This is a genomic window from Legionella sp. PATHC032 (assembly GCF_026191185.1).
In the GTDB taxonomy this organism is placed as follows: Bacteria; Pseudomonadota; Gammaproteobacteria; order Legionellales; family Legionellaceae; genus Legionella.
Window position 1 is genome coordinate 2,370,906 of the sequence record NZ_JAPHOV010000001.1, and the last position, 22,977, is coordinate 2,393,882.

The following is a 22,977-nucleotide window of genomic DNA, read 5'->3' on the forward strand; positions in this document are numbered from 1 at the left end:
AATATTGGAAAAATGGAACGAGCAGTGCCATAGTTATAATTTGTTATTTCATAAAATAAATGGAGGTTTTTATGCATTATGTTGATGGATTTGTCGCTGCAGTACCAAAAGCTAACAAAGAGAAATACGTTGAACACGCAACAAAGGCTGGCGTAATATTCAAAGAACACGGCGCTTTGCGACTGGTGGAATGCTGGGGAGATGATGTACCTGAAGGCAAAATCACTTCTTTTCCTATGGCTGTCCAGTGCAAAGAAGATGAAACGGTTGTTTTTTCCTGGATCCTTTGGCCCTCGAAACAAGTTCGTGACACAGGGATGAAAAAAGTCATGGAAGATCCTCGTTTAAAACCAGACATTAACCCTATGCCTTTTGATGGCAAACGCATGATTTATGGAGGATTTAACATAGTGGTTGATGTCTAGAAAACGGAAAAATGAATATCAACCACTCTAAATGCCAATCTATTATTCATATTATACTATCTTATACCGATTGAATTCATGCAGAGAGTCAAGTATTTCACAGGTCAATACGCAAGGCTCTCTACCATTTTCTTGAAAGCCCCGCTGGATAAAACAAAATGCATATAAGAGTACTCTTTCTATAGCCTATGTATAGCTCATCAAGTTCATCGCTGCAAATGCTAATACTTCAGTTAGTGTCAGAATACCTTTGCGCAGCAGGAAATAATTAAATTTTCAGGATAATAACTTTCTTCTTAAAAAGAAAATTGATCAAATTAGATCGGTCTGTTTATCAATTTCGAAAATTTCAACATTCTCCCCTTTAATAAAATGGTTTGTCTGTTTCATCCATCCCCATCAGAAATCGCATTTGAATTGATATATAAAAATCAAACTGTACAAATTTTATTTTAATCTACAATTAAATATAGGGTATTTAGTAGTGAGATGAATATGACTACCTCTAAACTTGAAAAAACGGGTTTGCATGTGCATGAAAAAATCAAACATATGGTTAAGAGTTATGGAACAATGATAACGGGTATTCCTGCCGAAATATTAGGGCAAAATGAGGCAGAAATATCTATTGGATCTGTAAGAAAAATGGGTAATGTTAAAGAAAACATTGCTGAAGTGGTTCGAAAATCCGAAATGACTCAACCCACAAACAGCTGCGGAAAAGCAAGCAATGAAGTCTGTGATTTGCTTTTAGGAAAAGATGGAGCAAGCGAATTCGAAAAATCAAGCTACCAAATCTTATCTGAGGATGGCGCCAATTTGAAAAGTTCTCTGCCTAATAAAAATTTACTGGTTAGAGTTGAAATGGATCGGTTTAATTCTCCTCAGAAATATCAAAAAATAAAAAGAGAAGAGTTTAACCCCAAGACCGCTGAAAAAAATAAAATTTATCTCTTGGAAGATCAGCTTTTGTATCTTGATATATTTGGAAAAATCATTGATCTTGGGCAAACATCAGACACATGTAAAAGACTATTTAATGCCATTACCACTCCTTTTTGCCAAGACTATATTCTTTATGATTCTTTTTTAGAGCCAGAGGAAAGTCAAGAGGAAGCAGCCATTTTTGAAATGGGTGAGATAGTTACAGCTAAAATGAAAAACATAGATTGTTGGACATCAACTCATTCTTTTACCCTGTTTGTTCCTGAATCAGGCAGCGAAGACACACGGACATTGTATCCTTACCAAGCTTATTGGAGCAGTCATACTTTGCAACAATGGTTTTCAGGTGATAAAGATGAAAAATTATCACGCTTGGGTATCGATGGTTATATCGAAAAATTGGCATTATTAAGCACAACAACTGACAGCAAAGTGCGTTCCAGTATTTATGGAGAACTATTTTCTCCTCCAGGAAAGGAACACGTTTTTTGTACTGGGATGAATGAAAAATTCTCGCCATTACGAGTCAAATTTAAAGTAACTGAAGTCAATCCGAAAATAGCATTACAAAACTTACAAGAAGTACAAGAATTCATTGATATCAATTATCCTGGTGAGAATGAAAAAGCTCAATGTGAGCTTTATAAAGTAAAAGCGCAAGAAGCAATGACTAAACAACTGGAGGAACGACTACTAGTAGGGCCAACTCACAAAAAAGAATTAGTAGCTCCCTATAAAGAGGAAAACCTGCAATCCTTCTTTAGGAAACCCTTAGAGACAACAAGTAGAATAGATAAAATGATCTCATCCACCATAACAAATGAAAACCTAAAGCTACTTGCAAAAGAGGCAGATAATCTCTCTGGAAAGGAACGAGAAAAATTAGTGGAATTTTTTAAAACATTACCCTCAGAACAATTAGCCGAAATCAAACGGGAATCAGACACAGCACAAAAAGCCTGGGATGAACAATATGGGTTAGTTCTGCGTAATAAATAATAAATCAAAGTGGCTTGATAGACTTGCCAGCTGCCTTACTAAGTATGTGTTACCGAAATACCCTGATTATTTGACTATTTATAATTGAATAAAATTGTCCTATAATAGGACACTTTGTTTTTCATATAGCACAAACATGGCAAAAATAAAATTGGAATCACCAGGTTTGATGGTCCACAAAAAATTGAAAAGTATGTACCAAAGCTATGGCGTCATGATGACAGGTGTTCCTGCTGAAGTATTAGGGCAAATGCAGGCAGAAAGATCTTTCCCTTGCATTAATAAAACCGGGAACATTAAGCAACAAATTGTAAATGAAGTTTCAAAGGTATGTCATATGATGACCGAGCCTACTCAGAGTTGTGGGCAAGCCAGTAATGATGTCTGTGACTTGCTTTTAGGAAAAATTGAAGCGGAAAAATTCCACTTTACCAAGTATACAGAATTGTCAGCGAATGGGGACAATCTAAAAAATATCTTGGAAAATATTGATCCATTCAATACGAGTCTATTGATACGATTTGAAATTGATAGAGAAGACCCTCCTATTGTATTGGCCAAAATAAAAAGTGAAAATTTCAACCCGGAAACTGCTGTAAGAAATAAAATTTATTTATTAGAAAATAAATTATACTTTCTTGACAGAATGGGGAATCTTTTTGACCTTGAACTAAGTAAAAACAAATGTAATATGTTATTTAAGGCAATTGGAGACTCTCCCGAATATAGTCTTTGTGACCCTTTTATTCTTGAAGAACCGGAAAAACCTGAAGATTTTGCAATAAATGAGATCGTCGATATCTTTAACGAACAAAAGGCGAGATTTGATTTTTGGATCGGGTCGCATTCTTTTACAATATATATCCCTCAAACCTTGGGTAAATCATCATGTCAATTCTATCCTTATCAAGCTTATTTTGGTTCACACACTTTACAGGATTGGTTTGTCAGTGATAAAGACGAATATCTGTCACGAATTGGCATCGACAAGTACATTGAAAAATTATCTGTACTGGGAAAAACGACAAATACAAAAGAACGCTCGGATATTTATGCTGAATTTTTTTCAAAGCGTGGCCGGGAAATGTTTTTTTGCGCTCATCTTAATGAAAAAAGACAACCATTACGAGTAAAGTTCAAAATAACCGAAATTAATCCCGAATTGGCATTAAAGAATTTACAAGAAACACAAGAATTTATTGATACCCATCCTGGAGAGAATCCATCAGATAAAGTAGAGAACTATAGAAATAGAGCAAAAGCAGCAATGACTGAACATCTGGAAAGCTTATTAGAAATAAAACCTGAGTTGAATCTCTCATTATTCTGGAGAAATGTCGATAAGAAAGAACAGGAAATTACAGATACAGAGAGTTATAAAAACAGGCGAAGCTAATTAATGAAAGAATAAAGATCAATAAATTGCAAATTGTTCTAAAATTATACTAATTGATGTTTGGAAATAACAAAGGAGTTTAATTTATGATGAGTCGCGAAAAAGGAGCTGGAACTTTTTTTAAAGACTACCAGAAAAAAAATGTAATGAGATTATTGCAAGACTCTCTCGAAAAAATTATAAACGAATGGCTGAAAACTGATGATGAAAGCCATACCAAACTGAAAAGTATTCAACAACTTTCAGAGATGGATATTAATGCTACCTCATTTGCTGAACACTCTCCACTTCCTGATTTTGTTACGCGTCTATGGCTTGATCCACATAAAGCACTTGATGCCTTGGACCAAAACATTTCAAAAAGCGAAATCAGGAAGCTGATTAAAGAAACAGCAAGAGAAACAGAGCTAGTCTTCACTCATCAAAAAGCCCCCGACTACTCCTAATTTAAATTAGGAGTGTGCCGGTATATTAATTCGTCATTCATGTTGGCCATATCATTGGCCAAAAATGTATTATTGGCTAAATACATTCATAGAAAAATGATTCGAAAATTAATTCACATCCAAAAGTCTTTCTAATTATTTTGTCATGTTAAATTAAGTACATAGAATCTGGCCTCCAAAGATTCGTTCTTATTCCACTAAAAATTACTTTAAGTACAAGGAGTCAAATGATAATGCCATCTTATGTTATGGATTTAATTGAAACATTAAAAAATAATTTTTTAAAAAACAATGCTTCTACGAAGTTCGATACTGTGAAGTCTTATGAAGAATTATTGGAAAAATCAAAAATTAATCCTCCAATTGCAGAGTATATCACAGGGACTTCATCAGGAGTTATGTTGGTTAATTCCTATGAAAAGCTATTAGAACTCTCCAAGATTAATCCTGTTGTTGCTGATAGTATGACACATACGCAGTTTGGTCTGGATTTAATTGATACCTATGAAAAATTTGTGGAAATAACAAAGATAAACACTAAAGTCGCTTTTAATTTTCGAATATTAAATTATCAAAGATATACCAAGCTGGTCAACTCAAATAAACAATCTTCACAAACTGAATCTCTTTCAAACTTAAACACCGCAGAAAATTCCCAATTTTTTTTTAAGAAAAGCAGTTCTACCAAACAAAACAGAGCATCTATTACAACAAGGCAGGCAAGAACAGTTCATAATACAGTTGAGTGCAATCTGGAATGGAAAGAAGCTATCCAGGATACCCTCAGCGAGACTATAATAAATCAGAAACCATAACAGTAAGCCCTGAGTAGCTATTTTAAAATTTAAAAGGCACATAATCCAGAAATATGAAAAATCGACGTGATGAAAAAACAATGCTTGACCTCATCATCAAAGTAGCTGATGACGATGAGCGAATTAAAATTGTGATTATGAATGGCTCTCGAGCGAGCCCTTCAGCGAAAAAAGATATTTTTCAGGATTATGATATTGTGTATCTGGTAACAGAGGTAGAGTCATTTGTTCACGATAAAAACTGGATTAATCAATTTGGTGAATTACTTATCATGCAAACACCTGATGAAATGGATGGGCAATGGCCAAAATTTAAAGGTAAATATACTTATCTGATGCAATTTAAGGATTGGAACAGAATTGATTTAACCTTGTTACATATCAATCAACTGGAAACTATGCCCAGAGACAGTCAAAGTATTTTATTGCTTGATAAAGACAGTTTGATTGTACCCTTTGTCGAACCTACTGATGAAGATTACTTGCCAAGCCCCCCTACAGAAAAAGATTTTGCTAACTGTTGTAATGAATTCCTATGGGTAAGCACTTACGCTGCCAAGGGGCTATGGAGAAAACAACTTCCCTACGCAAAACACGTTTCAGAGCAGATAGTAAAAGAAGAGTTAATTAAAATGCTCATATGGCATATAGGAATCCAAACCAATTTTAGTCAACCAATGGGAAGTTATGGAAAATATATTGAAAACTACCTTGAACCAAAACTCTGGCAAGAATTTCTCAAAACCTATGTTGATGCTGATTATAAGAACATGTGGGCTTCATTATTCAAAATGTGTGAACTATTCAATGAGCTAGCGGCAAAAGTTTCAAGTTATTTTGGTTACCCATTTAATCAGAAAGAATTTGATAATGTGGTAGATTATTTGCGTGATGTAAAAAACAATAAAATTCCACCTTAATTGAACAAATCTGCCTGGAATTAAAGATAAATACTATTGAGATATCGATGTTTATTTACTGGTTTTTGGTAAACAAATTGAGGTCACTCTAACAGATGAGGCGGAAGAAATTTTAAAATATGAAGGAAATGCTATGCCTGTAGCTCCAAACAATCGTAGTTTATCCGGCCGCAATAAACCACCAATCTTCTCAAAAATTTTATTCTCATATATGGCAGAACATCGCTGGAGTACAACATTTTTTATTTTATTTGGCCTTTTTTGGGCATTTACCCTACCTTATATGTCCTACTTACTTGGGCAAATCATAGATGAAATAAAATTTCAAAATCCTAAACATGTTGACATCTTTAGCTTAGTCTTAACCTCATTAATTCTTTATGTTTCAATTCATGTTTTGCGAAGCTTGGGATATTACGTTCATGGTTTGTTTTCACTAATCAGTATTCCTGAAAAAAAGGCTAATCTGATTAAACAACTATTTAATCATTTGGGCAATCAATCCATTGGTTATTTTGAAGACAAGCACTCCGGGTATCTAACAAATAAAATTACCAATGCCAGCTCTAGCATAGAACCACTTATTTTTAATTTGTTTACGATTATTTATCCACAATCTTTAGCAATTATCCTGACCGGCATATTATTGTCTTTAGTCGTTCCATATTTTGGAATGGTTCTCTGGATCTGGGGAGCCACACTGATTATTTATTCATACCATTCCGCCAAAATTGGTAATAATAAAGCGATGCTCCTTGCAAATTCCAATAGTAAAGTCAACGGCAAAGTAGTCGATGTGGTCAATAATATCCACACAGTAATCTACAATGCTGAAATGGCTTTTGAACTTGATAGTCTGGATAAAGACATTCAGGATATGGTTCAAAATGATCGTAATTTGCAGCGTCACATGAGCAAAGTCATGCTGGTACAACACATTGCTATGAATATCCTTGTCGCTTTCTTTTTGATAGGGTCAGTGGTCGGGTATGATTACGGTTATGTCAGTATGGGAGATATCGTTTTTGTTATGACGTCAGTCACTGCTATTGCAGGCCTCACAAGTAGCCTTGGGAAATGCTTTCTCGATTTCGTTAATAATGCCGGGCGTTTAAATGAAGGGCTGAGCTTGTTGGAAGATCAACATGTAATAGCAGATAAAGCCAATACTCAAATACATCAAATTAATAAAGGTGAGATTCAATTTAATAACATTTCATTTGCCTATCCCAATCAAAAACCAATTTTTCTAAATTTTAATTTGACAATTCCAGCAAAGCAGAAAATTGGAATTGTTGGTAGTTCAGGCGCTGGTAAAACAACATTATTTAAGTTATTGATGCGATTGTACAATGTAGAAAAAGGTGTGATTACAATAGATAGCTTACCTATAAATAATTACACTAAAAAATCACTTTGTTCACAGATTGCAATAGTACCACAACATTTAACACTTTTTCATCGTAGCATTTACGATAATATCACCTACGGTTGCAATAATTTTAATAAATCAGATGTGATTTTAGCTGCAAAGAAAGCACACTGCCATGAGTTTATCTCTGAACTGCCACAACAGTATGACACTATTATTGGCGAGCAAGGTGTAAAATTATCAGGAGGACAAAGACAGCGTATTGCATTTGCTCGAGCTATTCTCAAAAATGCGCCTGTCTTGTTACTTGATGAAGCAACATCGGCCTTAGACTCCAGGACTGAACAGGCAATTCAAGATGGCTTACAAAATTTATTAACAGATAAAACCGCTCTGGTCATCGCACATCGTTTATCAACGCTCAAAGCAATGGATAGAATTATTGTTTTAGAAGATGGCAGGATCATCGAGAATGGATCACATACCGAATTATTGGAAAAAAGAGGAGCCTATTATAACTACTGGACACACCAATCAGAAGGTTTCATACAAGCATAAAGTAACCATATACCACGTTTAATCTGCTATTAATCTGCTAATATAATCCTAAGAAAATTTATAACTATTAAAACATTAAACTCTTATATCATCGTATCAATTCCTCCCGAATTGTTTTTAAAATAGCAAGTCTTTACTTGTCTTTTAATTCCCAAATCAGAAAAAACAAGAGTCTAATTTTAAACACTTAATATTTCCTTAAAACTATTATCCTATAATAAGTATACAAAGTGTGAATATTCGTATCCATTACAATCAGTATTTGCATGTACAAACATCAGTTTGGGAGAAAGTAAAATGCCTAAATATGTAGAAGGGGTTGAATTAACTCAAGAAGGTATGCATGCTATTTTTGCACGTATGGGACATGGCGATATCACCAGCGGTAGCATTTATAATGGAGTACCGACTATTGACACAGAAGCCCTGAACAGGCAAGGCTTCATGCCCGTTTTAACTGGGGTAGGTCCCAGAAGAGATTCTGGTCACTGGATCATGTTAATCAAAGGGCCCGGTAATCAATACTTTCTCTTTGACCCACTGGGTAAAACATCAGGCGAAGGCTATAAAAATACTTTATTAGCCCAATTACCCATAGCTTCTACCCTTTCTGTTATTCCCAATGCCCCCGGATTAAACAAGGGACTCTGCGGCTATTGGGTCGCCTCTGTTGGATTAAAGGCACGTTCCGAACTCAATAAGGATAATCCTCCCAATTTAGAAACCCTGGGTCAAATCACAACGGATGCAATGAAGGATGAATTAACCGATAATGGTTATCCGAAAATTACCGGCTGGCTAAAAGCTGTCGCTGATAAATTTCCAGAAGGTGCTCCCCAACCTGATGCGAAAGCATTAAGAGAAAATACGGCAAAAGATTTACACATAGAGATTCCCTCTCCTGTTCCTCCAGTGAAAGACACGGCTCCAAAGGAAGTCTCTACAAAACCTACTGCACCACAAGTAGCTCCCAAACATTCCTTAGACAGTAAATTATTAGAGAGCGACGATGATGTTCTTGAAACCATAAACTATGTGCATAAAGAGTATTTAAACAAAGAATATCCTGGCCCATTAAAAGATCCAAAGGATCCCCAAAAAGGACGCATCCCCCCAGACGAGCAGAGCAGGATAAATCATGGCCTTGCCCATACCGTACGCACAATGGCTTGTGCCGAGGTGATGATAGAAGAGGCTCGTAAAGCACAACTGAGAGGAGAAACTTTAGGTAAAGCAAAAAATGGCCAGACTCTGGCTGATGTAACACCAGAAGAAATGAAAAAAATTCTCATCGCACAAGCCTTTTTTGTGGTAGGAAGAGACGACGAACGCTCAGGATATGATGAATTCCACAAGAGAAACTTCTATGCGGAATATCATGAGAAAAGCGAGCAAGCTTTCAGAAAATACGTTGAAGACAACCAGCTCATTGGTAAAATCTTTAAAGATCAAAAAGAAGTCGATTTCTACGCCGCAATTATTCTCGATAAAGATCATGATTGGAATGCTACTCCAGCACATATCCTCATAAATCAAGGGCATATGGTTGATTTAATGCGAGTTAAAGCGCCTGCCGAAGTCGCATTGGAACGCACCTACAATACACTTAAGGGTACCGTCGGTTCGAAAGGAGCCGAGGCCGTTCTTAAAGCCCATCGAGATTTTTTCTTTGCCACTGGCGCCGTTGTTCCTCTAGTAAACCCTGAAGCAATCGATGACCCCAGCAGAGGCGGACCTTATGAAAATCCCTTTAATGGCGAGAAATACGTTATTGTAGAGGGTAAGGAACCAAAATCTACAAAAGACTTACCAAAACCTGTAGGTCGCAACTATCAACTGAAAGATAATGAACGATTCCTAACCATAAAAGAATATTACGCTTTTCCTGATGTGCAGCAAACCTATCCTGGCTATAAAACACGTTTGGAAGGAACCTCTTATTATTTACCAACACCATTTGCAGGAGAATGTGAGCGAGATCCGGCAAAATGTATGGGGGCTATCCAAAAAGTTCGTTCAAAACTACAAACAGATGCCATTAAAAATGGCTTGCAACCCAGTTCTGATAAAGAGAGAAGACAACCGAATGTGGATGAAATTGCGGCTGCCCGCATCATTCAGCAAATCATGGCCAATCCAGATTGCATACATGATGATCATGTGCTCATCAATGGCCAAAAACTGGAAGAAAAATTCTTCCGTGACTTGCTGGCGAAATGCGATATGGCTGTTGTAGGTTCACTGCTCAATGACACCGACATCAAGAATATCGATACTCTAATGCGACACGAGAAAAATACCGAGTTTCACTCTACCGACCCCAAAGCAGTTCCAGTGAAAATTGGAGACGCTTGGGAAAATAGAATAAGAACCAAAGGTGGTGATGTCACTCAAATGAAGCATGATTTAATTTTCCTCATGCAAAATGACGCATGGTACTTTAGCCGAGTCAACGCCATCGCACAAAATCGGGATAAAGGATCCAATTTCAAAGAGGTGCTCTTTACCACCTTAATGACGCCATTGACTAATAAGTCATTAATGGATACATCTCACGTCCCAGCTCCGAAAAAACTGTATCGTGGATTAAATCTGCCACAAGAATTTACCAATAAATTAATCAATCAAGCCAATAACATTATTGCCAATACAGAAAATACGCTGTTTACTGATCTTTCTGCTGAAGCCTTCAAACAAATCAAGTTAAATGATTTCAGCCAAATGTCGGGCAGAACCTGTGCCAGTACAACCAAAAACATGAAGCTTTTAACAGATATCTGGGGCTCCAATGTCATCTTTGAAATGCTTGACCCCGATGGTTTGCTGCATCCCAAGCAAGTAGGAACTCATATGGCTGGGTCTGAAGATGAATTTTCCGTTTATTTACCGGAAGATGTTGCTTTAGTACCAACCAAGGTAACTCTTGAAGGAAAAACAGACACTGGAGAAGATCGGTATATCTTTACACTGGTTGCCGTAAAAAGCCCTGACTTTATACCACGACATGAAAGCGGCTATTCGGTTGAGCCCTTCATGAAAATGCAAAAAGAGAAAGTCACTCAGGCATTGGATGCCATTGAAAAGGACAAAGGCACCTATAACATCGATGAACAACTAAAAAATCTAAGAACAGAGATGGTAAGACAAGCCAAATTACCTCTTAGAGAAGGAGTTTTTGATAGAATCTCTCATCGTCTTTCTCTGGAAACCAGTGACAATAAAATATCACCTGAACGCAGAGATTTTCTTAACCAACACGTCATCCCTGTCTTACAGGAATGCCATATTGCTCTTAGAACAAACGATATGGAGATGATGCAAAAAGCCTTGGCAAAATTCCCTACTGATAAGCAATGGTCTGCTTTTAAATCAGGAGAAGCGGTTAGAGCCAAAGCTCAAATCGATGTATTAAAGCAACAGATTGAAAAGAGAATCATGCTGCAAAGCCAGATTATCCCAGCCCTCACGGAATGCAGTGAAGCACTGGATAAACAAAATGCCACAGAGGCATTGCAAGCGCTCAATAAACTGCCCACAGAAAAGGAAATAGGTAAGGTCAAGGGGATAGGGCAAGAATTAATAGGGCAAATCTCAAGTGTCAAGCAAGAGCTGACCGGAAATCTTGAACCGCTGCAACGTGCAACCACTACTCCAGTTGTGCAAGATGCTGAGAAAATGAAAGTACGGTATGAAGCACTTGTCACAGACGTGACAAAACGAGTCACCGACTTTGAGAAAATCAACCCGGCCAATCTTGACAGTTATAACAAAGCCATTGCCGATTTAAATAACATACAACAAGAATTGAACCTTCTGCGTAATGAAAAAATTCGCATGCATACTGATAAAGAAAAGGCCGTTGATTTTTCTGACATTGAAGCATTGGATAAGAGATTACAAGATGTTCAATCCAAATTGCCAACTCAACTTTTAGAGCAAACGTCCAAAGATATTGCAAAATTAACAAAAATACCGGAAAAGATTACCTTTAATGACATCAAATCAATGACATCCAAACTGAATGGTTACCTGGAAACCTTGGAGTTGATTCGTAATGATAGGATCAAGAAGCATGCTGGATCTACCGATCCTCTGGATATGTCCGATTTGGATGGATTAAAAGGTCAACTGCAAACTTATAATCAAAGCATGGCTGATATCCTATTACGTACTGCTAAAAGTTCTCTAGACAAAATTAAAGATCCAGCCACTTTTGAAGAGGAAGCCCCATACATCAAACAATGTTTTGATCATTTAGCAGAACTTGAAAAGACACTGGATGATTCAGACAAGGGAAGGAAACAGAAAGAAGATTTTAGTACCTATAAAAACGCTTTAATTGATAAGCAAGAAAAAGCTTATCCAGAAATGCTGCAATTACAATACAAGAGTGAAGCATTGATTATGCAATTACGCGATATCTGTAAAATTCACCATGATAATTTAGCTGAAGCAAGAAGAGTGAGACTTCAACAACTGGATAGTCAGGGAGGGGGACTTTTGGGTGGTTTATGGACTGTAACCAATACTATAGGTATTACTACAGACACTGTGAACATTGAAAAAATGCAGATTAGAATGAAGGAGCAAACTCTTAGAGCGTTTAAGACAGAACTTACTAATGACAAGCTTAATACGGATCAAGTCATTGCCTTTTTAGCAAAAGGAAGTCCGTCTGAATTGCAAGAAGCTTTAGGAATATCAAAAGAGAATGCCGAACAATTGCATGTACTCCTAAAACAATTGGAGATTAAAACGGCATCAACCGATAAACTCCAGGAAGTTGAAAAGCTAATCGATGAAATCTCAACTAAAATAGGTAAGGAGCCAATAAAACAAGATCATACCATCACAATAGTTGAGGAAGAAAGCGATGATATGGGGTATCGTTTCTAAGGAGTATTTTTGAAGTTCTTGTTCAATGATTTAATGAATAGCGCAAAGCTGTGGCAGATGAGAAGACAAAACATCATGTTATTTGTTTACCCATCAAGCCCCCAGCTTTTTATTTTAAGGAATGATAAACTTCTATATTGAATGATAATTAATCGTGTTGTAGCATTAAAGAATGCTATGTTTTAATTTAATCAAAAGGTGGTTATTGTGCCCATAATTTTAGATCCAGACGTGTTAAAAGTAGCAGAATATGTTTATCAGGAAAGATTATCCAAACCCTACACTGAGGTAGGCCCGGAATGGGAATACAATCATAAAACCCCTTATGCCACTCGTGCTACAGGTACAGGGCATAATTTACAGCGATTCATCACGATAGAAGATCAGAAACTTCATCGCCCCATTCATGGTTTAGCTCATACCATGCGCACTGTTTTTTATAGCCAATTAATGTATGAAGCAGCCAAAAGACAACCACACCCTCATCGATGTGCTGACGGACGCACTATCGCTGATCTGAGTGTGCAAGACCTTAAAAAGCTTAATATCGCGCAATTATTCTTTGTGGCTGGACGCGAAAGCGAGGCATCCTATGGTGATGCTTATCACCGTTATCATCTGTATGGCGCTAAACAATTCGAAGCATATGCTCGTAAGCATTTGACTCATCTCTTTTCAGAAAAAGAAATTACTCTTTATTCTCGATGCATCGAAGACCGAATAGGTGATCGATTTGATGAGACTGCTGAAGGCTATCTCATCCACTTATCGCACATGATCGATTTAATGCGCTGTAAAAGCCCCGTAGAAGTATTTATAGGTCATTCACGCGGTGTTTCAGGTATCGTACCAACCTTGATTCAGTTATTTGGACGCAAAAACGGTTTAGATATTATGCATTATGCACGCAGCCTTTTTGCAGCCACTGGCGAGGCTGTCCCTTATATCAGTTCATCGGAATGGTCTCATTTGGGCATTGAGTCTGATAGAGTCGACAGAGCACTTGAGATAGTAGGACCTCTTGAAGTAGAAGGTCAGGAAGCCGATGCTCAAAAAACTGCCCGGGCTGGATTTTCGGTGGATGGCTGTTATGATGCTTTAGTCAAAATAGAAACACCCGATTGGTATCACCAGGTTAAAGAAAAAGAAAAGGAAGACTATGATGTCGAGGAAGTAATCGCTTTGCCCCAGCAAATCACTAAGAGAGAAGAGCCTCCCAAAACAAAAGAGTTTTTCCTGGTATCTCTCCTTAAACATGTGTTTTGGTGTTGTCCTTCAAATCAAAAAAGAGACGATGAAAATACAGAGGTTTTGGAAAAAAAAGCACAACTATGACAGAGGTAATAAGGCAGCTTATTCAATAATTTTCGAAGTCATGAGGACGCAGTATGTTTGGTTTTATAAAGAAAGTACTTGATTTTTTTGGCATTGATCAATCTGAAGATAATCCACCTGAGACTGCGGTGGAAGCTACCGATATTTCAGCAAAAATCAAAACCACTGACACCACCCAGGAAGAGAGTTCAATCAAAACCAAAACGGTTGTTCCTACCCAACTGATGGGTTCTGTCAAACCAGAAACAATCGCTCCTGACCAACAAAAAAAGCACCAGACAAAAACCGAAACGACTACAGGCACTACTAAACAAAAGAGTCCTAAAGAAACAATAATGGATAGCCACGTGAAACAATATTATTTTGCCCGGCGAGGTGAAACAAGCACTCATGACTCCTCTCTGCCACCGCCTGTGAAGGTATTAAGTGGGCATTCTATTCCATTAAAAGAAATTCCTTTTGAAGCCACCAGAAATGAATTAGTCCAGATTTATCTCGATTCCATTGATCAATTCATCAAAAACAACAAGACAAACTCTTTTCCATCACAACAACTTGCTTCTCACTATCTCTTTCTAAGATCGCTTGCCAACTCAGAAACTGATGGAATTAAAAAAAATCAGATACTGGTTTTAGCCAAACCATTAGGCGCTTACCTTGCCTCTAAAGAACCGCATGTATGGAAGATGATCAATGAGTTCATTGAAAAAAGTGAATACCCCATCATACATTATTTAAAAAATAATCGCGCTCATTCCAATTTCATGCTGGCATTAATTCATGAGCATCATAAGGAACCATTAACCAAAAACCAAAGCGCCTTCGTACAAAAATTTAGGGATTCCTCTGTCTTTCTCTTCCCTAACTCAATTTATACAGCATGGCTCGCTCATTCCTATGATAAGGACTCCAGCTTTAATCCCATGTTTCGTGAACGATTAACTACAAGTTTTTATCATTCCACTCTGACCGATAATCTCTTGTTACGAACAGAACCTAAAGAAGTAACTCTTTCATCAGATCATCATTATAAAAAGGCAAAAGGACCTATTGATTTGTCTTTTCGTTATCCTATGTCTGGCAGTCAATTATTACGTATCCAGGGCAGAACTTTACTGTTTAGCAATCCCCCTAATGATGTTGTTGCGGTCAAGGTACAAAAAAAAGGCGAGCCTAAATCCACATTAGAAGAAGAATTTCAAATGGCAGATTATTTGCTTAAGCATCAACGTCGTTTGGATTTACACAGCGAATTACCACAACCTTTGGGACAATACTCCGTTAAAAAATCAGAGATTTTGGAAATAAGTAAGGAATCATCAAATTTTGAGCGTTTTAAAGCCTTAATAGACGACTCCAAAGACCTTGAAGTGTATGTTTACAAAGCCCCCCTCTCTTATTTCACTTACTTGCATGATGAACATCAGGACTTGGAGCAGCTGACAACTTCTGTTAAAACAAATGTACACGATCTCTTTGTTCTATTACGTGAAGGTATTGTGTTTCCCCAATTGGCTGACATCTTCCATACTCATTTTGATGAAGACGAACGCGAAGACAAAGGAAGATACCAGGCATTGGTTCAACTCTTGAATGTTTTACAGTTCCAATTAGGGCGCATTGATAAATGGCAAAAAGCCGTGGAATATGTCAATTTGCGCAGCAGTGGTCTGGCTGATTTGGGAGACAGTATGCCTATAACAAGCCTGTTCACTTCATCTGATTTCACAAAACATTACTTTTCCGAACTGCTCACAGGAGGTTACCACCCAACCTTCTTTGACAAGTCATCTGGCACAGCCAACTCTTTATTCACCGGCAAGCGCCGATTATTTGGTAATTATTTGTATCTCAATACCATAGCAGAGTATTTGCTGGTTATTCAGTTAACACTTGGCAGCTACGGGGATAAAGTCACTCGAGACACGAAAGATAAACCTAAGAAAGAAGCCGTATGGCGAGAATTGGCAAACGTCATGTTTTCAAGTTGTGCAGAGGCCATTCATATCATGACTGGGATACCCCAATCGCGAGCACTAACACTACTAAAACAGCGCGCTAATATTGAAAAACATTTCAGACAAACACAATTCTGGATGACGCCTGATTATTCCAAATTGGATGAAGATGCAATTGAAATGGAACAATACAGTCTTTATTCTGGTGAACCAGAATATGAATTCACTGATAAACTAGTCTCTGGTGTTGGATTGTCTGTCGATGGTGTTCATCAGGATTTGGGTGGATATAACAGGGAAAGCCCATTAAGAGAACTTGAAAAACTGCTCTATGCCACTGTGACACTGATGGAAGGAACCATGCAACTTGATAAAGAATTTTTTAAACAATTACAACAAGTCGAAAAAATACTTTCAGGTGAGATCAAAACTGATGCCAATTCCTGCTTTGAAGCAGTTGCCAAACTTCTTGACCTTGCAAGACCAGGATGCCATTTTCAGAAAAGATTGGTTTTGTCCTACTACGAAGAGGCCAAACTTAAGCATCCCTCTGTACCAACTGACTCCTATGATTCGCGTTTTCAAGCAGTCGCCAAAACTAATGCCGCAATAACCATTCAACGATTCTGGCGGGAAGCGCGTAAAAACTTATCAGAAAAATCGGATATCGATTCTGAAAAACCGGAATCCGAAAGTACTACTGATAAACGTTTGCGATAAGACGAACAACCTGCACCTGACTCTTTGAAACCATGCCATTCCCATGGAGAGGTCTATAAGACAGGATAGACTTCTGCATTTTCTGACTTGTACTTTAAGAGAAATAAGAGAAATAAGAGAAATAAGAGAAAACCACCCACTTCTGTTCCAGCTATCAACTCAACATGTTGCCTCCCTTTTAAACACTTAATACTTTCTTAATACTGTAGTCCTATAATGAAATAAAACATAAGAATATTCTCAACATAAGAATACTCTCATCTTATTAGAGCCAGTATTTGTAAGTATAAAGATCCGTTTGGGAGAAAGTAAAATGCCTAAATATGTAGAAGGAGTAGAGTTAACTCAAGAAGGCATGCATGCTATTTTTGCACGGATGGGACATTCCGAGATTAAAAGCGGTACTATTTATAATGGAGTACCTACTATTGATAAAGAAGCTCTCGATAAACAAGGTTTTATGCCTGTGTTAACAGGGGTGGGGCCTAAGAGAGACTCCGGTCACTGGATCATGTTAATCAAAGGCTCAGGCAACCAATACCATCTCTTTGATCCAATGGGTAAAATTTCAGGTGAAGGCTACCAAGATATTTTAACCACTCAATTGCCTGAGGGCTCTACCCTTTCTGTTATCCCCAATGACCCCGGATTAAACAGGGGACTCTGCGGATATTGGGTAGCTTCTGTTGGACTAAAAGCACGTTCTGAACTTAACAAGGATAATCCTCCTAATTTAGAAACCTTGGGTCAAATCACCACGGATGCAATGAAGGATGAATTAACCGACAATGGTTATCTGAAAATTACCGGCTGGTTAAGGGCTGTCGCTGATAAATTTCCAGCAAGTGATCCTCAACCTGATGCGAAAGCATTAAGACAAGCTACTGAAAAAGATTTACATATTGATATACCTTCCGTGTTTCCTCCGGTGAAAGATAACACCTCTAAAGAGACATCAGTAAAACCTACTGGAATAACAAGTAAATCTCTACCGGATATGCAAGGATTTTCATTGTATACAGATCCAACAGTCCGACAGGCTATTGAGTTCGCTAACAAGAATTATTTAAGTCAACCCTATGAAAAAGGACGCATGGAATCTGAACCGTCCTATCCTGGTGGTATCAGAGTAAACAGAGGAAACCATGGTCTTGCGCATACCTTACGTACAATGGCTTATGCCGAAGTGATTGTTGAAGAAGCCCGCAAGGCTGTATTAAGAGGAGAAAAGTTACGAGTTTTTCCAGATGGGCGTACACTAGCTGATGTGACCGCCAATGATTTAAAAAAGATAATGATTGCTCAATCCTTTTTTGTAGCTGGACGTCTGGGAGAGGAATCAGATTCTGAAAATTATAAGCATTACCATAAGCTAAGCCGCGAAGCTTTTATGAAGTTTGTTACGGAAAACAAATCTACATTAATACCAGATGTTTTCAAGGATGATAAAGAAGTAGAGCATTATGCCAACATAGTTGAAGATGTAAAAACTGTGGATGGAAAAAACATGTGGGGAGCCACTCCTGAGCACATGTTAGTTAACCAATGTCACATGGTAGATTTAACAAGATGTAAAGTCCCCCCTGAACCAGCCTTGGAAAGCTTTTATAAAATACTTGCTGAGAAAGTAGGCCAGAAGGGAGCTGAAGCAGTTTTTGCGATACAAAGAGAATTCTTTAGAGCCACTGGAGAAATGATTCAAGGAAACGATCCTCATAGTAAAGAGGAATACGAAATACCTTATTCAACTGACCGTTATTTAATGGAAAATGATCAACCAGTAAGACTTCCTATTCCAAAAGACTCTAAAGCGACAGAAGGTGAGTTAAAGCGAGTTGATAAAAACAAATATGAACTGAAGCCTGGGCAACGCTTCATGACTGTTGATGATTATTATAAATTACCTGACGTAAGAAGAAATTACCCAGGCCACAGTACAACATTAGAAAATCCATATGCCAAATTATCAGTGATGGAAGCTCAAGAAGCGCTCAGTTCAAAAAACAGGGGGCTTTGTGAAACCAACGTCGAACATTGTTTAAAACAATTAGAAAAAACTCATCATAAAGCAAAAATTGACCCCATAAAGGGTGCTGTTCAACCGAGTGAAAAAATAACGAGGAGAGAACCTAATGTCGATGAGATAGCTGCGGCTGGCATCATTAGAGAAATACTGGCTAATCCTGACTCCATTCAAGACGATCATGTGCTCATTAATGGCCAAAAACTGGAAGAACAATTTTTCCGTGATTTGTTGGCTAAATGCGACATGGCAATAGTAGGATCATTATTAAATGATAAGGATATATCAAATATCGATAAACTGATGGAGCATGAAAAGAATACAGAATTTCACGAGACAGGAGAAGAACCTGTATCGCGTCGCGCCATTGGTAAAGAATGGTCAGAAAACTATCGAGTGGATGAGCAAAATATCAGAAAAACCCCTGAACATTCTATCAAGATGGCCCTCATACATATGATGCAAGATGGTTCCTGGTACTATAGGAGGCTTAATGCTGTCGCTCAAGGACGAGATACTGGCTCTTCATTCAAAGAGGTTTTGATTTCAGCCCTGATGATACCCTCTACCTTTAAAGCTTTGTCAGATATTCAAGAGCCTGAATTTGGTAAAAAAATATCACAAACACATCCAACAAAAATTCATAAAGGTCTGATGAATTTACCACCAGACATCACTCAGAACATATTAAATCAATCTGAAGCGATTATCGCGAATACTACCATTCGATTATTTTCTGATCCTTCAGCTAAAACATACCAACAAATAAAAATCAATCAATTCTCTCATTTACTGGCAAGAACATGTTCCAGCACCACGATCGATGAAAATGCCGGAACATTTTTTACCAATGGGGTGGATAATGAAAACAACATAAGATTAGACATTGAAGATCCGGATGGTTTACTAAATGCGAAACGAGTTGGTGGAATTGGTGTAGGTGGTGAGAATGAATACTCCGTCTATCTACCTGATGACGTTGCCTTGATACCTATAGCAGTGAATAAAGGCAATCCTAACGTGATTAGCTTGGTTGCCGTAAAAAGCCCTGACTTTATACCACGACATGAAAGCGGCTATGCGGTTGAGCCCTTCATGAAAATGCAAAAAGAGAAAGTCACTCAGGCATTGGATGCCATTGAAAAGGACAAAGGCACCTATAACATCGATGAACAACTAAAAAATCTAAGAACAGAGATGGTAAGACAAGCCAAATTACCTCTTAGAGAAGGGGTTTTTGATAGAATCTCTCATCGTCTTTCTCTGGAAACCAGTGACAATAAAATATCACCTGAACGCAGAGATTTTCTTAACCAACACGTCATCCCTGTCTTACAGGAATGCCATATTGCTCTTAGAACAAACGATATGGAGATGATGCAAAAAGCCTTGGCAAAATTCCCTACTGATAAGCAATGGTCTGCTTTTAAATCAGGAGAAGCGGTTAGAGCCAAAGCTCAAATCGATGTATTAAAGCAACAGATTGAAAAGAGAATCATGCTGCAAAGCCAGATTATCCCAGCCCTCACGGAATGCAATGAAGCACTGGATAAACAAAATGCCACAGAGGCATTGCAAGCGCTCAATAAACTGCCCACAGAAAAGGAAATAGTTAAGGCCAAGGGAATAGGACAAGAGTTAAGAGGGCAAATCACGGGTGTCAAGCAAGAGCTGACCGGAAATCTTGAGTCCCTGCAACGTGCAACCACTACTCCAGTTGTGCAAGATGCTGAGAAAATGAAAGTACGGTATGAAGCACTTGTCACAGACGTGACAAAACGAGTCACCGACTTTGAGAAAATCAAACCGGCCAATCTTGACAGTTATAACAAAGCCATTGCCGATTTAAATAACATACAACAAGAATTGAACCTTCTGCGTAATGAAAAAATTCGCATGCATACTGATAAAGAAAAGGCAGTGGATTTTTCTGACATTGAAGCTTTGGAAAAGCGATTACAAGACACTCAACCCAAGTTATACCCTACACTTGTAGAGGAAGCAACAAAAGGTATTCAAGAACTTGAAAAAATACCTAAGTCAATTAGTTTTGATGATGTCAAATCAATGACATCCAAGATTAATGGTTACCTGGAAACTTTGGAATTTATTCGTAATGAAAGAATCAAGAAGCATGGTGATTCCACTGAGCTTCTGGATATGTCTGACCTGGATAAGCTCAAAAACCAACTGCAAGGCGTTAGTCAGATTTTAGCTCAAATTTTATTAAATGAAGCCAAAAAATCTCTGGATAACATCAAGGATCCAGCTACACTCGAAGAAAAAGCACCTTACATAAAACGATGTCTTGATCATTTTGCTGAGCTTGAAAAAACACTGGATAGTTCAGTAAAAGCAATGAAACAAAAAGAAGATTTTAACACCTATAAAAACTCCTTAACGGATAAACAGGAAAAAGCCTATCCAGAAATGCTGCAATTGCAATACAAGAGTGAAGCGCTGATCACACAATTACGCAATCTATGCAATATTCACCATGACAATTTAGACAAAACGAGAGAAGAACTGCAACAGCAATTGAACAAGACCGGAGGAATACTAGACGGTTTCTTTAGTAAGACAACGACAGCGATAAGTCAAGCTGAGACAAAACAGGAAAAAGAACTTGTGAGATTTAAAACTGAGTTAAACAATGACAAGAGTGATATAAATCAACTCATTCAATTTCTGGCAAAGAAAAAACCATCCGAATTGGAAGAAAGTTTGGGCATAACAAAAGAGAATGCTGAGCAATTGCATGGACTGTTAAAGCAACTAGACGCAAAAGCTACTCCGATAGATAAATTACAGGAAAACGCAAGATTAATTGATGAAATATCAACCAAAATGGGTAGCAAGCCAGCCTCGCCAGAACTTGTTTCCGCAAAAAAAGCGAGAGAACACTATCAATTTCTTCTATATGGAACGACACAAAAAGTCGGTGACTTTGAAAAGCTCAAACCTTTAAATCCTGACAGCTATATAAAGGCTATGTCCGATTTAAATAACATGAAAGAAGCATTAAAATTCCTGCGCAGTGAGAAATCCCGGATACATGATGATAAAGAAAAAGTAGTAGAATTCTCTGATATAGAAGCCTTGGAAAAACGAGTACAAAACGCTCAACCCAAATTACTGACAGCACTCCTGGAGAAAACAACCAGAGATATTACAGCGTTAGTAAAAATACCCAGGAAGTTAACCTTTGAAGATATAAAATCAATGACATCCAAGCTTAACAGTTACCTGGAAACCCTGGAATTTATTCGTAATGAAAGAATCAAAAATCATGGTGAATCCCCTGAACCTTTGGATATGTCCGATTTAGACGGTTTAAAAGGGCAACTACAAACCTTCAATCAAAACCTGACCGATACAATACTAAGATCTACCAAAGATGCTCTGACAAGAATCAACGACCGAGCCAACTTTGAGGAAGGAGGACCTTACGTAAAAGCATGTCTTGGTCTTTTAACACAACTTGAAAAAACATTGGATAGTTCTGTTAAAAGTATGAAACAAAAAGAAGACATTAGTGCCTGTAGAAATTCTCTAGTCGATAAACAGGAAAAAGCCCATTCTGGAATGCTCGATTTGCAATCCAGGAGTGAAGCATTGATTACCCAATTACGTGATATCTGTAAAATTCATCACGGCAATTTAGCTGAAGCAAGAAGGGCCAAGCTTCATTCACTTGATAATCAGGAAGGAGGATTGTTGGGCGGATTATGGTCTGTTACTAATAAATTAGGCGTTACTACAGATACAGTAGGAATTGAGAGAATGCAGATAAAAATGAAGGAACATGCACTGGCAAGATTTAAAACGGAATTGAATAATGACCAATACGATACGAATCAAGTTATTGCCTTTTTAGCAAAGAAAAAACCATTGGAACTGGAGGAAGGCCTGGGCATATCAAAAGAGAATGCCGAAGAGTTACACGGACTATTAAGTAAACTAACCAGTAAAATGACTTCGAAAGTCGAAATTGAAGAAAATACACAGTTAATTGATGAAATTTCAACTAAAATAGGTAGTGAACCAGTAAAACTCGAATCGACTTACACAGTAGATGAAGATGAGCGTGATACCTATCGTCGAGAAAGTGGTTATTTTTAAGCGTTTATTCGATGGTGAAATGATTCAGTGAATGATCATAAGTACTA

General features: G+C 37.7%; 11 protein-coding genes. All 11 read left to right on the plus strand.

Features of this window, described 5'->3' with window-relative positions:
• Window positions 1-71: 71 nt before the first annotated feature.
• A complete protein-coding gene (locus OQJ02_RS10705) occupies window positions 72-425 on the plus strand; it encodes a DUF1428 domain-containing protein (protein WP_265719027.1) in 354 nt (117 codons plus the stop codon).
• Between the two features lie 495 nt (window positions 426-920).
• Window positions 921-2,369, plus strand: coding sequence for a hypothetical protein (locus OQJ02_RS10710; RefSeq protein ID WP_265719028.1), 1,449 nt, complete (start codon window positions 921-923; stop codon window positions 2,367-2,369).
• Between the two features lie 136 nt (window positions 2,370-2,505).
• Window positions 2,506-3,765, plus strand: coding sequence for a hypothetical protein (locus OQJ02_RS10715; RefSeq protein WP_265719029.1), 1,260 nt, complete (start codon window positions 2,506-2,508; stop codon window positions 3,763-3,765).
• Between the two features lie 86 nt (window positions 3,766-3,851).
• Window positions 3,852-4,211, plus strand: coding sequence for a lpg2149 family Dot/Icm T4SS effector (locus OQJ02_RS10720; RefSeq protein ID WP_265719030.1), 360 nt, complete (start codon window positions 3,852-3,854; stop codon window positions 4,209-4,211).
• A 233-nt stretch (window positions 4,212-4,444) separates the two neighbouring features.
• Window positions 4,445-5,026 carry a hypothetical protein gene (locus tag OQJ02_RS10725; RefSeq protein WP_265719031.1) on the plus strand — a complete coding sequence of 194 codons (582 nt, stop codon included), beginning with the start codon at window positions 4,445-4,447 and terminating at the stop codon, window positions 5,024-5,026.
• A 53-nt stretch (window positions 5,027-5,079) separates the two neighbouring features.
• Window positions 5,080-5,946, plus strand: coding sequence for an aminoglycoside 6-adenylyltransferase (locus OQJ02_RS10730; RefSeq protein WP_265719032.1), 867 nt, complete (start codon window positions 5,080-5,082; stop codon window positions 5,944-5,946).
• A gap of 133 nt (window positions 5,947-6,079) precedes the next feature.
• Window positions 6,080-7,876, plus strand: coding sequence for an ABC transporter ATP-binding protein (locus OQJ02_RS10735; RefSeq protein WP_265719033.1), 1,797 nt, complete (start codon window positions 6,080-6,082; stop codon window positions 7,874-7,876).
• A gap of 297 nt (window positions 7,877-8,173) precedes the next feature.
• The gene (locus tag OQJ02_RS10740) at window positions 8,174-12,772 is read left to right on the plus strand and encodes a SidE phosphodiesterase domain-containing protein (RefSeq protein ID WP_265719034.1); all 4,599 of its coding nucleotides are present in this window, start codon (window positions 8,174-8,176) and stop codon (window positions 12,770-12,772) included.
• Window positions 12,773-12,979: 207 nt separating this feature from the next.
• Entirely contained in the window at window positions 12,980-14,107 is a 1,128-nt protein-coding gene (locus tag OQJ02_RS10745; RefSeq protein ID WP_265719035.1) for a SidE phosphodiesterase domain-containing protein, read from the plus strand.
• 53 nt (window positions 14,108-14,160) lie between these two features.
• On the plus strand, window positions 14,161-16,785 hold the full coding sequence (gene sidJ, locus OQJ02_RS10750; protein WP_265719036.1) for a T4SS meta-effector polyglutamylase SidJ: 2,625 nt from the start codon (window positions 14,161-14,163) through the stop codon (window positions 16,783-16,785).
• Window positions 16,786-17,098: 313 nt separating this feature from the next.
• Window positions 17,099-22,930: a SidE phosphodiesterase domain-containing protein gene (locus OQJ02_RS10755; protein WP_265719037.1), complete on the plus strand. Its 5,832-nt coding sequence runs from the start codon at window positions 17,099-17,101 to the stop codon at window positions 22,928-22,930.
• Window positions 22,931-22,977: the final 47 nt, after the last annotated feature.